The organism is Sporosarcina thermotolerans (genome assembly GCF_030067815.1).
Taxonomy (GTDB): Bacteria; Bacillota; Bacilli; order Bacillales_A; family Planococcaceae; genus Sporosarcina; species Sporosarcina thermotolerans.
In genome coordinates this window covers 3,544,510-3,557,402 of sequence record NZ_CP125968.1, presented here as the reverse complement: position 1 = coordinate 3,557,402, position 12,893 = coordinate 3,544,510, and the positions used below count along the sequence as shown (strand labels likewise).

The 12,893-nt window shown below is 38.5% G+C and carries 12 protein-coding genes and 3 pseudogenes; 10 read left to right on the top strand and 5 right to left on the bottom strand.

Annotated elements, in window-relative coordinates:
* The first annotated feature begins 1 nt into the window (after position 1).
* Both QNH10_RS19890 and QNH10_RS19885 read left to right on the top strand, forming a co-directional pair.
* A pseudogene (locus QNH10_RS19890) lies at positions 2-1,166 on the top strand (nucleotide sugar dehydrogenase).
* Between the two features lie 126 nt (positions 1,167-1,292).
* A complete protein-coding gene (locus QNH10_RS19885; RefSeq protein ID WP_283732964.1) occupies positions 1,293-2,504 on the top strand; it encodes a nucleotidyltransferase domain-containing protein in 1,212 nt (403 codons plus the stop codon).
* Between the two features lie 141 nt (positions 2,505-2,645).
* On the opposite strand, the gene QNH10_RS19880 is transcribed toward QNH10_RS19885, so the two are convergent.
* The 3 genes from QNH10_RS19880 to QNH10_RS21335 form a co-directional block, all read right to left on the bottom strand.
* Positions 2,646-2,906: a hypothetical protein gene (locus tag QNH10_RS19880; RefSeq protein WP_283732963.1), complete on the bottom strand. Its 261-nt coding sequence runs from the start codon at positions 2,904-2,906 to the stop codon at positions 2,646-2,648.
* A gap of 276 nt (positions 2,907-3,182) precedes the next feature.
* The gene (locus QNH10_RS19875) at positions 3,183-3,392 is read right to left on the bottom strand and encodes a hypothetical protein (protein WP_283732962.1); all 210 of its coding nucleotides are present in this window, start codon (positions 3,390-3,392) and stop codon (positions 3,183-3,185) included.
* Between the two features lie 23 nt (positions 3,393-3,415).
* The gene (locus QNH10_RS21335; RefSeq protein WP_430541075.1) at positions 3,416-3,580 is read right to left on the bottom strand and encodes a helix-turn-helix domain-containing protein; all 165 of its coding nucleotides are present in this window, start codon (positions 3,578-3,580) and stop codon (positions 3,416-3,418) included.
* 476 nt (positions 3,581-4,056) lie between these two features.
* On the opposite strand from QNH10_RS21335, the pseudogene QNH10_RS19870 reads away from it, so the two are divergent.
* From QNH10_RS19870 to QNH10_RS19835, 8 genes and pseudogenes are all read left to right on the top strand, one after another.
* Positions 4,057-5,992: pseudogene (locus QNH10_RS19870) on the top strand (asparagine synthase-related protein).
* Positions 5,993-6,008: 16 nt separating this feature from the next.
* A complete protein-coding gene (locus tag QNH10_RS19865; RefSeq protein WP_283732961.1) occupies positions 6,009-6,140 on the top strand; it encodes a paeninodin family lasso peptide in 132 nt (43 codons plus the stop codon).
* A gap of 154 nt (positions 6,141-6,294) precedes the next feature.
* Positions 6,295-7,263, top strand: coding sequence for an HPr kinase/phosphorylase (locus QNH10_RS19860; RefSeq protein ID WP_283734702.1), 969 nt, complete (start codon positions 6,295-6,297; stop codon positions 7,261-7,263).
* Positions 7,223-7,513: a lasso peptide biosynthesis PqqD family chaperone gene (locus QNH10_RS19855; protein WP_283732960.1), complete on the top strand. Its 291-nt coding sequence runs from the start codon at positions 7,223-7,225 to the stop codon at positions 7,511-7,513. Before QNH10_RS19860 ends, QNH10_RS19855 begins: the two co-directional genes overlap by 41 nt.
* A 13-nt stretch (positions 7,514-7,526) precedes the next feature.
* Positions 7,527-7,982: a lasso peptide biosynthesis B2 protein gene (locus QNH10_RS19850; RefSeq protein ID WP_283732959.1), complete on the top strand. Its 456-nt coding sequence runs from the start codon at positions 7,527-7,529 to the stop codon at positions 7,980-7,982.
* Between the two features lie 29 nt (positions 7,983-8,011).
* Positions 8,012-9,809 (top strand): annotated as a pseudogene (locus QNH10_RS19845) (ABC transporter ATP-binding protein).
* 31 nt (positions 9,810-9,840) lie between these two features.
* The gene (locus tag QNH10_RS19840; protein WP_283732957.1) at positions 9,841-10,425 is read left to right on the top strand and encodes an LCP family protein; all 585 of its coding nucleotides are present in this window, start codon (positions 9,841-9,843) and stop codon (positions 10,423-10,425) included.
* A complete protein-coding gene (locus QNH10_RS19835) occupies positions 10,383-10,802 on the top strand; it encodes an LCP family protein (protein ID WP_488199572.1) in 420 nt (139 codons plus the stop codon). Before QNH10_RS19840 ends, QNH10_RS19835 begins: the two co-directional genes overlap by 43 nt.
* Before the next feature lie 569 nt (positions 10,803-11,371).
* On the opposite strand, the gene QNH10_RS19830 is transcribed toward QNH10_RS19835, so the two are convergent.
* Both QNH10_RS19830 and QNH10_RS19825 read right to left on the bottom strand, forming a co-directional pair.
* Positions 11,372-11,800 carry a hypothetical protein gene (locus QNH10_RS19830; protein WP_283732955.1) on the bottom strand — a complete coding sequence of 143 codons (429 nt, stop codon included), beginning with the start codon at positions 11,798-11,800 and terminating at the stop codon, positions 11,372-11,374.
* Positions 11,797-12,891 (bottom strand): hypothetical protein, encoded by a 1,095-nt coding sequence (locus QNH10_RS19825; RefSeq protein WP_283732954.1) that lies wholly within the window; start codon positions 12,889-12,891, stop codon positions 11,797-11,799. The genes QNH10_RS19830 and QNH10_RS19825 overlap by 4 nt, the downstream gene beginning before the upstream one ends.
* Positions 12,892-12,893 lie beyond the last annotated feature (2 nt).

Below are 12,893 nucleotides of genomic sequence, written 5' to 3'. Positions count from 1 at the left end.
TATGAAAATAACAGTTGCGGAACCGGTTATGTAGGGCTATCGAATGCAGTGTTATTATCTCAACACAATGAAGTAATTGCTTATGATATTGTTCAGGAAAAAGTAGATATGATCAACAAACGGAAATCACCGATACAAGATTCAGAGATTGAGGAATTTTTTGCGGAAAAGAAATTGAATTTAACTGCAACGACGGATGCCGAATTTGCGTTTCAAAATGCACAGTTTGTGATCATCTCAACTCCGACGAATTATGATCCGGAGAAAAATGCTTTTGATACGAGTACGGTTGAGGCAGTGATTTCAACTGTGTTGTCAATTAATCCTGATGCCGTGATGGTGATTAAGTCAACGATACCGGTCGGTTATACAGAAGCGGCGAGGAAGAAGTTTAGCACAGAGAATATTGTTTTTTCCCAGAATTTCTGCGTGAGGGCCGTGCGCTGTATGATAATTTATATCCTTCCCGAATAATTGTTGGGGAGCAGTCAGAGAGGGCAAAGATTTTTGCGGGTTTGTTAGTTGAGGGTGCTGTAAAGGAAGATATTCCAGTTTTATTTACAAATTCAACGGAAGCGGAAGCTACCAAGCTGTTTGCAAATACGTATTTGGCTATGCGGGTTGCCTTCTTTAATGAGTTGGATACTTATGCTGAAGTGAAAGGATTGAACACGCAACAGATTGTGAATGGGATTGGCTTGGATCCTCGGATTGGGGAGCATTATAATAATCCTTCTTTTGGATATGGGGGGTACTGCCTACCGAAGGATACAAGGCAGCTACTGGCTAATTTTGAGGATGTGCCGAATGATATTATTGGGGCAATTGTCAGATCGAATAGTACGAGGAAGGATCATATTGCTGATATGATTTTGAGGTACAACCCGAAGGTAGTTGGGATCTATCGACTAACTATGAAGACTGGTTCGGATAATTTTAGACAATCGGCTATTCAGGGCGTTATGAAACGAATTCGGGCAGTTGGGGTTGAGGTTTTAGTATATGAGCCGGAGATCGATGGTGAGAAGTTTGATGGATTTAGGGTTATTAGTGATTTAAATAAGTTTAAAATCTTGAGTGATGTTATAATAGCGAACCGATTATCTGATGATATTAGGGATACGAAGGCAAAAGTTTATACTCGGGATTTGTTTGGGAGGGATTGATCTACTTACTTGAATTTAGGTCCAATTTGGTGCCCCGAATAAAGGATCTGCATCTAAGAGAAAGATGCAGATCCTTTTATTCATATAGTTAATGGATTGTGGAATACGACGGAACAGGAGAAATATATGATGGATACTAAGTTTCAAATTGACCATTCATGCATGTCAAATGAATTGAAATTATTACTTCAAATTATGCATACAGAGAACATAGGATACGTTGTGACGTACAAAGATGATTTACTTTCGGAAGTTGATTGGGAGTTGTTCCTTGCGTTAGCAAGGCATCATCGAATCTTTCCATTACTTCATGCAAAACTAAGCAAAATGGATGGAACGTTAATTCCATCACACGTGCTCCATGCCTTGAATCAGGATTACAAAGAAAATACGTTTCAAATGCTAAAATTAAGTGGTGAAATGGAACGGATTAGCTTGTTGTTAAGAGAAAATGGGATTCGGTCCCTATTCTTAAAAGGTCCTGTAATTGCAAATGCAATTTTTGGTGATATTTCTCTCAGATTCTCTAAGGATTTGGATATACTAATTCCCAAATCTGATTTTGATAGAACAGAAGAAATATTAGTAGACAATGGGTATAAGAAAGAAGATATCTGTGTACTATCTAAATTGGAGAGATGGAAAAGTCATCATGTCATTTATTATCATCCCGTAAGGAATGTAGAAATTGAAATTCATTGGAGACTTTATGATCGTCCTTCGAAGGAACCTAATTTTGATGAATTATGGGAGCGGAAAAGGATAAGTGAACTGACAAGCAACCCTGTCCATTTCTTAGGTGAAAAAGATCTATTTGTTTACCTTGTTCGCCATGGGGCAAAGCATGGATGGTTCCGTCTTCGGTGGTTAGCCGATATTGATCAATTGATAAGTAATGGGACAATTCCATTAGAAGCGAGAGAGCAACGTCGTTTAATGGGGCAAGTATACCTTTTATCTTCTCAGCTATTCAAAACCAAAATTCCTGAGGAGTTATTACCATTAACAACAAAAAGAGGGGCAAGGAAATTTGCGAAAGCGGTAGTGTTTTACCTAATGAAAAATGATGTCTTGGATGTTAATCAAACACACACTGAAAAAGTGGATAGTAAAGCTAAAATTATTCTTAAATTAAGGCTGTTATATTGTCAATATACATTTAAGTCCAATATACAAAAAGCTATTTTTTTATTGTTGTTATTCCAACCGAATTATTTGGATATAGAGACACTAAAATTACCGAAGAATCTTTATTTCTTATACTATCCGTTAAAACCTTTTATATGGCTATGGAGGAATTCCGTCGGGGGTGTGAAAACTAAGAAAATAATTCAATGAACGAAAAATATAGGAACAGTAGTCACAATGATAGATTAGTTACACCCAATAACGTTGAAAGGCATGTGCTCGGTAATTACACCGGACACATGCTATTTGATTTTTACAAATACAGAAAAACTGCACCTTGTATTGTTAGCTTTATCTAACAACTTCCGGGCAGCTTAATGCCGAATAATAAAGATCTTCATGTTCATATGTTAGCGGAATAATTTCTCCATTATCGTTTACAAAAACCATTTTATCATGATCTATTCTTCCGGTAATAATCGAGAGGAAATGTGTCCTATCTTGGGACATTGGCATTGTAAAATGAATAATATCATGAATATGCGTAGATAAATCATGATAATTTGTAAAAACGTAATAGTCGTTCATCATATAAGCCTTTATTACCATCACCTACTTTTATCAAATATAAAGCTTTCCGTTTGCTTGAATATAGATTTATATTGCTTTTAATAATCGTTTTTGAGCGGTATCTGAGTAGTGGTAATAGTCTGTTACTATAATTAAACTATAACTTCTGTACTTTTTCAACAATACTTTATACCTATTAATAATGTATGGGAAATAGATTAGATTAATGGTCTTTAGTATTTCGACAATAGGTATTTTCACACTTAAAAAACCTTTCCTGTACATTGAAAGTCCTCAACCATGTACAAAAAAGGTTTTTTATTTCCCCTTTAAATCAGAAAAAGTTTGTAGAAAAGCTACTAACGCTGTTTTATCGGCTTTTTTAAGTTCTCGACCTTGGAAGGTTACTGGCATCATCATAATATTCTCTAATGCAAATTGTTTGTCCGAATTAACGTATTCAACAAAATGACTTTCCTCCTGCGACCCTTTCATTCCAGTATGTTCCGGTAAAAATCCAGCAAGCATTAGCAACTCATTCACGTCCGCGTCTAAAGGGGGGCGAGAGAATGAATGGATTCCCTTGAAGGATTGTATCTCCCTTTTTCCAAAGAAGCGATAAATGAATAGCTTAAGTTGGACTGAGTCGCTAAACTTCGTAAGGTTAACCCTTTATTCTCCCGTAATTTACGTATACGAATTCCGAATTTGTTCATATAATCACTCACCTATTTTTATCTATTAGATTGCCATACAAAACAAGAAGGATGCTGTGCAGTGTAACTCTACAAATATAATAACCTAAATTGGCGAATAATAGTAGGACAAAACATCAGATAATGAGGAAAATTGTCAAATTAAGTCGTATGACCTATTTGGAGGTTTTTTAGTGTGTTTATCACTCATAAACCATGCGAAAAGTCATGAATGTGTGTTGACAAAATAAACAAAAAGAGGTATCATGTGTTGTACAGCGAAACAAATGGCGTTGATCGAAAGAGGAAATATAGTATTTCTTTTTTGGGAAAGATGTTTTGAAAGACGACACACTGGACATGCTTGGAAAGAATGGTTAATCAAATGGAAAGAGTAATGTTCTTAGGTTTCTATACATATCTTTTAACTATAATTGGACAAACAACTTTGGATAGTTTGGAACTGCGAGTTGTGAAGACAAGGGGGAGGAGGAATTATGAGTGCCATAGCAGGAATTTATCAATTAAATGGTGAGCCGGTGAAAATCGAGTATGGTCATGATGTGATGAAGGTCTTGAGGAGATATCCAGCGGATAAAGTTCAAACATGGCACTCAGATAATGTTTTTCTTGGTTGCCATGCACAGTGGATCACCCCCGAATCGGTCGGTGAGCAACTTCCGTTTTACGACTATGAAAGACAGTGTGCAATCACGGCAGATGCAATCATTGATAACAGGAAAGAGTTATTTGAAAAACTGCAAATTGAACCTGCGCATCAAAAACATATTACGGATAGTGAATTGATTTTGCGAGCTTACTATAAATGGAATGTTGATGCTCCGAAGTTTTTAGTTGGTGATTTCGCATTTATGATTTGGGATCGGAAACATCAGAGGTTATTTGGTGCAAGGGATTTCTCGGCAGTCGTACGCTGTATTACTACAGCGACAATGAAAAGTTTACTTTCTGTACAGTTATTGAGCCTTTGTTCTCTTTTCCTTTTATAGAAAAGAAGCCGAATGAAGATTGGTTGGCAGAGTATTTGGCAATTCCGGGGATGGTTGATTGGTAGATGCATCTTCCACGCCTTATAGGAATATAAGACAAGTACCTCCTTCACATAGCATTTTAATAGAAAAGAATAACGTTACGATGAGAAGATATTCTTTTATTATGCAAGGAAAAAGGCTGAAACTAAATAATGATGAATATGTTGAAGCATTTCAAGGTGTCTTTCATGAGTCTGTGTCCTCCCGTTTAAGGACGCATCGAAATGTTGGGTCGCATTTGAGTGGGGGACTGGATTCGGGGGCGGTTGTTGGATTTGCAGCAAAGCATTTACAAGTGGAAAACAAACAACTTCATTCATTTAGCATGATCCCAGCCAGTGATTTTGTTGACTTTTCACCAAACTATTTATTGGCAGATGAATCACCCTATATACAGTCCACTGCGAAATACGTAGGAGGTATAACCGAACATTATTGTAACTTTGACGGGAAAGATTCCTATTCAGAGATTGATGAATTTCTAGACATGTTGGAAATGCCTTATAAGTTTTTCGAGAATTCTTTTTGGCTCAGAGGGATATTTGAAAAAGCTCAAGAAAATGGCGTTGGTGTTTTGCTTAGTGGCGGTCGAGGGAACTTCTCGATTTCTTGGGGGGATGCCTATGAGTACTATGCTCTCCTATTAAAACAACTCAAATGGATTCGTTTATATCGTGAATTAACTAACTTTAATAATAGGGTCGGTGGGTCTAGAAAACGCAAACTGCGTATTATTACAAAGATTGGTTTTCCGATGATTAGTCAGGCACTTTCAGAAGGTACTGAATTTACACTGCCGACGTTGATTAATCCTTCGTTTGCAGCAAAGACTGATGTGTTTACAAGGCTAAACGAAGCTGGTATTAGTCATTTGGGAATGTACTCCAAAACCGATATTTTTGGGATAAGAAAAAAACATTTTGAAGATGTTTTTCATTGGAATGCGAGTAATACAGTATCGACAAAACTTTCGCTGCATACATCAGTATGGGAGCGTGATCCTACTAATGATATTCGAGTAATTCGCTTCTGCTTGTCATTGCCGGAAGAGCAATATGTACAAAATGGATTGGATCGTGCGCTTATTCGGAGGGCAACTCAAAACTACTTGCCGGATAATGTACGTTTAAATCAGAGGATTCATGGTGTTCAAGGAGCGGATTGGGTACACCGAATGATGCCACATTGGGATAGGTTCACTGATGAGCTCGTGGAAATGGGTAATGACGAGCATGCGAATAATGTTTTCCATCCTGAGGTTATTAGATTGGCAATAGAAAAGGCAAAACAACCACCCAAACCAGAGTTTTCAATAGATCCACATTATAAAGTTTTAATGCGCAGTCTAATTGTCTATCGATTTATGAAAAGATTCACTTGAAGGAGGTGATATACATATGAAAATGGAATGGAAAAAACCTGAATTGGAAGTTCTTGATGTGAATCAAACAATGCTTGGAAGAGGTGGACAATTCACGGATAAAGCTTTTGATGCGAAAACTCCTATTAGTGAAATCACTACAAGCTGACCAGTGTGGGACATCGTTTATAAGAAATCGGTGTATTGAAAAATAATAATTGCCCCCCTTTATTGTGGAATTAAAAGGGGGTTCGCCTTTAATGCTGGAAGAAATATATAGGGCATTAATCGTTCAGCAAGAAGAAGGGTGCTGTCTAATAAATATGCTAAAGAATTTTAAAAAAACAACTTACAAAGCATTTGGGTTAACAATTTCCAGTGATATTTTCCTTCGCGAATTACCTTTAATAAGTATAAATGAAAATGAAACTGATGTAGTGATTGAAAAATCTGAGGACTCTACATTCCTGGTTGAATTAGATCTAAAAGATGTCTATATCAGTGAGGAAGATAAGGTCATATTTCGTGTGCCTGAAGTCGGGGTTTTCTTGATACATGATGGTAAAAGAATTGTCTTTAGGAAGTATGAGGGGGCCGATGAAGATCAAATACGACTCTTTCTGTTAGGAACATGTATGGGTGCAATTTTATTACAACGAAAAATCCTTCCTCTTCATGGAAGTGCAATAGTTATAGATGGAAAGGCTTATGCCATTGTGGGTGAATCTGGCGCGGGGAAATCTACTCTTGCTTCCGCTTTTTTACAAAGGGGCTATCAATTGTTGAGCGATGATGTGATACCGGTTACCTTAGATCGGGCGAATACGCCAATTGTTACACCCGCTTATCCCCAGCAGAAACTATGGCTGGAAAGCCTGCAGCATTTCGGAATGGAGTCTTCCAATTTTGAGCCGCTCTTTGTTAGGGAAACAAAATTTGCCATTCCAGTAGAGTCACAGTTTGCTACCGAACCTCTTCCGCTTGCGGGGATATTTGAATTGGTGAAAGGGGGCTTTGAGGAGATTGCCATTCACCCAATCGAAAAGATGGAACGTTTTTTTACATTGTATTCCCATACGTACCGCAATTTTTTCATGCACGGTTCCGGTCTGATGGAATGGCATTTCGACATGTCTTCTAAAATGATGAATAAACTGCAATTCCAACGAATTTGTCGCCCGATTACTCATTTTACAGCAAATGAGTTAGTCGACCTTATCTTAACAACCCTAAGAGCGGAGGAGAACAGAGATGATCAAAACACAGATAGAGTTAAAGAATTCAGTATTTAATCGAAATCAAGGAAATATTGTTAGTGATATGGATGGGGAAACAGTGATGTTAAGTATTGAAAGCGGGAAATATTATAATCTTGGAAATTTAGGCGGAGTGATTTGGGATCTAATGGGTGAGCCTATATCATTTGAGAAATTGATTGAAAACCTATTATCAAACTATGACGTTGAACAATCGGAGTGTGAAGCACAAGTTAGTGCCTTTTTGAAGCAATTGCTTGGAGAAGGCTTGATAATCGCGAATTAGGTGGAGGGCCACAATGCGTATATTAAAACGCGTCCGTACGTTTTTGAGATTAAATTGGGAGAGCAAAATGCTTCTGTTGGAGGCGTACTTGCAATTGGCAAGAGGGCGGTATTTGAAGAGCATTCCGTTTTCAAAAGTGGCTTCCGGCCTTGGTGATGAAATGAAAGAGACCTCTTTTTCTCCTACTGCTTCAAATAATGCAGAGTTGGCACGAGTATCGAAAGCCATTCATCTCATGAGCCGCTATACATTGTGGGAAAGCCAATGTCTTGTCAAAGCGATTGCCGGGATGAAAATGCTTGAGAAACGAAATATCAGTAGCACCCTTTACTTAGGTACCGCAAAAGACACGGATGGAAAAATGGTCGCGCATGCTTGGTTACGTAGTGGTCCCTATTATGTATCGGGTGCTGAAGTGATGGACAGGTTCACGGTTGTTGCGAAGTTTGCTAAAGAAATGAAACATTGAAACACGGCTGTCGAATGGAGGATTTGGTCTTGAAGCATTTCTTGCACTTTACAAAGCAAATACATGGCTACTCTGGAAAAATACTATATATCAATCTGATTTGTATGATGTTAATCGGCCTATAGATAGTGCAAGTATTTTTTTGGTGATTCCTTTAATTGGATTGACAGGAATTATGGATCTAAATACGGACGGTCTTTCGTTTTTAAATTGGATGACGGACGTGTTTACGGGAATCCGAAAACGGCTAGCCTACTGATCATATTGGGAATCTACGTCCTTTTGATGGTTGGACAAGGTGTATTCAAACGTAGTCAAACAATTTTAGGCGCTAAAATCCAACAAGGGTTCATTCGAAAACTAAAAGAGGATACGTATAAGGGTTTGCTTCATGCGAATTGGGGATTTTACCTTAAGAAGAGGAAATCCGACATTATTAATATAATGACGAATGAAATGTATAACGTTAGTGCAGGCATTTATTTATTTCTGCAGTTTATGTCTTCGATTATTCTTACTTTCATTCAAATCGCGATAGCGTTTTATCTATCTGTAAAGATGACAAGTTTCATATTGTTTTTCGGACTCATACTTATTCTTTTTTCGAAAAAGTTTATACGAAAATCCCATTCGTTAGGTAAAGAAACATTTGGGTTGACGGAGACATACATGGCGGACGTCACGGATCACTTGAATGGGATGAAGGATATCAAAAGTAATTCGTTGGAGGAAAACCATTTACGGAAGTTTTTCTCACTTACCGAAAAGATGGAGAAAAATCGAATCAAATTAGTGACTGTCAATTCGACCTCACAAATGCTCTTTAAAATGGTTTCAGCTATACTCATTGCCGCTTTTATATTCTTTTCGATTGAAATGGTGCAAGCTCAAACGGCGCAAGTCATGTTGGTCGTCATTATTTTCGCCAAGCTATGGCCAAGGATTACAGGCATTCAATCCAATCTGGAGCAACTTGGATCCACGATGCCATCACTAAAAGCACTACTGGATTTGCAAAATGAATGTGCGGATTCAAGGGAGTTGCAAAGTCTGGAAGTTAACGATGTGAAGCCGATAGTGATGAAATTTGGATTGAATTGCCTGAATGTTCACTTTAAATATGATTCGCAAAAGGATACGTATGCGCTCCGGAAAGTGGATGTGCATATTCCATTTAATCGGATGACCGCGATAGTAGGGGCATCTGGGGCTGGAAAGAGTACATTAATTGACTTGCTAATGGGCCTAAACAAAGCGGATCGAGGGATGGTAACTATTGATAATGAACCGCTCACAAATGAGAATGTAACTTCGTTGAGGAGATCAATCAGTTATATTCCGCAGGACCCATTTTTGTTCAACGCAACGGTTAGGGAGAATTTGCTGATCATTGACCCGGATGCAACAGAAGATAGGATTTGGGAGGCCTTAGAATTTGCGGCAGCAGCGGAATTCATAAGAAAGCTTCCGCAAGGTCTTGATACACGTATAGGAGACCGGGGAATCCGACTGTCCGGTGGGGAAAGGCAGCGTCTTGTATTGGCCCGGGCTATTTTACGGCAACCATCTATTCTCATATTAGATGAAGCGACGAGTGCATTGGATGTGGAAAATGAAGCGAAAATCCAGGAGGCAATCGAAAGGTTAAAAGGAAAGATGACGATTATCGTAATTGCCCACCGCTTATCAACGATTCGTAATGCGGATCAAATAGTGGTAATGGACGCTGGAGAAATCATTCAAACCGGTGATTATAACCGATTGGCGAAAGAAAAGGAGGGGGTATTTGGAAACTTACTTGATATCCAAATGCAAACCATTGCTTAATGAATAAAAAAACGGGGGGAGGAGGCCATTCATGAAAAGGGGCTTAAAAATACTGATAATTTTTTCTCTGGTATTTTTAGCTATTATTGCGTCTGGCGCATTATATTGGCATGTCCAGTATAAGAGCGGATTAGCTGTCGCGACTGAAGATTTTGCCCAGATTGAATTGTTAGTGCCCCAAACAACATTTAAGCCATTCGAAGGTGTGAAGTCGGAAGATGATGATGTCTTGAATATTCTTTTGGTAGGAAGCGACGCCCGTGATAATGAAGTCGGAAGATCGGATGCGTTAATGATCCTTCATTATAATCAGTCAAAAAATGATTTGAAGTTAGTATCCATCATGCGCGACACATACGTCGATATACCGGAACACGGAAAACAAAAGATAAATGCCGCATTCGCTTTCGGCGGACCGGAGCTTGTCCGGGAAACATTAAAGCAAAACTTTGACATCGACATTCAATACTACGCAACCGTCAACTTATCCGGCTTTTCAAAGATAATGGATGTCGTTGCTCCTGACGGGATAGAAATCGACGTATCCCAGTCGATTCCTTATAGGGGGGCAAAATTCAACCTGGTAAACAACTTTTACATGGGGATGAGTTATTAGGATATGTCCGTTTCCGTAATGACAATCAAAATGACTTTGGTCGTGTGAAAAGGCAACAAGAAGTCATATCAAGAGTGAAGGAACAGGCTGTCGGCATGCATACACTTGTAAATTTCCCGAAGATACTTGGCATGGCAGACCCTTATATCGACACGAATATGAGCAAGAAAAAAATCTTCCAAATCGGGGAGGGAATATTTCGCGGGAAATCCGAAATGCAGACATTACGGATCCCACTTGAAGATTCCTATGAGCATAAACGCGTGGCAGCAGGAGCTGTTCTTAGTATTGATTTTGAGAAAAATAAACAGGCGCTGCAGGAGTTCCTATCACCCAATTTCAATGAAGAAATCGAAGAGGAAGCTGGGGAGCAGTAAAGCGTGACTTGTACTTTAGGTACTACTATAAATGACATAAAGGTGGAACCGGTTAAAAGAATAATAATGTGAGGAGAAAGCTTATGAGAAAATTATTCGGGAGATTGGTGTGTAAGCTAACGGGGTATCATCGCATTGGTTACTATTCTAGTTCATGTAGTCGTTGCGGCTATGTACGAAGGGGAGCACGTGAGCAGGTTAGGTTATAGGAGGTTGGAAGGAATTTAGGTTGCAAGGTTCTTGTTGAATTCCGAGTTGCCCAGGAACCTTGCACTCTAAATTGGATGGGGTATATCAATTTGCGCCCTTACTACAGTCATGGTGATTGTAGTTGGGGTGTTTTTGTTGCGAGCTGCGTTTGTTTGAATGCTCCGTTTGTTAAGGTACCTGTACATGGTTGAATTCAGTTTATTCACTATAATTGTATAAATGTAGAATTTAAAATATCTTTGATCGCAAGGAAATGTAATTTATTTATGACAACAGTTTATGAATATCAAGAGATGAATTGACAGGGAGGCAATCCATTTTTCAATTTCCTTAATTGTAATGTGTGTAAATCATACTTTTTATAAGTATCCTACTTGGTTCACACCAATGACGCCTCTTCGTAATAATGTAATCCCAAGAGTTTCGTAGGCAAATTGTTCATATTCAAAGGTGTGAAATTCAAAAGTAGAAGTTTCAAATAATTCTAATTGCGTTTGTTCGTATTCAAACGTAGATAATCCAATCTCATTTAGTAACTCATGTGGCATCTGATAATCTTGGTCGACGATACCAAACATGGTGAATCCAGAATCAATACAGAATGAGATATACGTTTTATATGAAGCGGTATAAGCAAAAGATCCGATGCTGGATCCGATAAAACTCCCTAACATAAATCCGAATACTGGGATTGCAATAAAACTTTGAGTAATGCCCCCAACAATTAGAGAACCTGCAGATACATACATGCCCCTAACCAAGTTGTCAATGAGTTCTCCTCTTGTCATTTTTTGTTGGCGACTAAAAATGAATTCTTCATCACATCTAAAACTATTACTGTGACAACACCAATTACAGCGGGATTGACAGATTTTAATGCTTCGCCCCATAATCCTGCTTTACAGGCAGTTGTCAGTGCGGCAGAGATTGTACCACGAACGAACCCTTCTGATCCACCTTCCAAAGCAGCAAACCCTATTTTTTGAAATTGTTTTTCATCTAGTTCTCCAGTTTTAATTAAGTAGTCGATTGCTCTATATATTTCTGGGGCGGCCTTTAAGACGATGGATATAGTTGCTGCAGTTAGGCCTGCTTTAAAAGCTTGCTCCATAACATATTTGTATTTTACGAGTTCTTCTGTAGCAAAACCGTGTTCGCCAGAGTCAAATTCACCTTTTTTGGCTAACCGCGCAAGTAATTCTGACTCTTCTCTTGAGAGAGGGGTGGATTCTGTTCCTTGCGGTGTTTCTATTTTATCTTTTAACATCTTTAACGTATCTTCATACCGTTTAACTTGGTCAGGTCTGATGATGCTTTCCTTAGCGATTTTACTCTCAAGCCAGTTAATTGCTTCTTGCATTTGATCCTTTGGAATGACCCGTACTTGCCCAGAATATATAGGGTCATTTAGGAGTTGTATGTCATCGTAACCTCGTACTTTCATAAACTCCTCTAATGAATCAAATGGCTTGCCTACATTGAGCGACCTAACTTTGTATTTGACATACCGTTCAAAGATACTTTCAGCTTGGGCTTTAGCACTCTTTATCCCAGTCTGGTAGTATTTCAAACCATATTCGGTTCCATTACTATCGATAACGTCAGCGGATGCAAAATCATGACTTCTATCCACTGTTGTTCGGACCGATTTTCCTTTTAAAACGGCATCAATATTATGCGTACCTGAATGCCAAAATTCTGCGACATCGCCTTGTAAATTGGAGGTGTTTGTTTCAAAGCCTTGGAACCGATTGATTTCCGATTGAAATTTTTCAATTTCACTACTAATTGAAGAAATATATTCATTGCCAGCATGAGCGCCTACAAACGCTGAGGCATTTTTCCCAAAGAAGTCGTATCCCTTTTTAAAAGAATCCATGT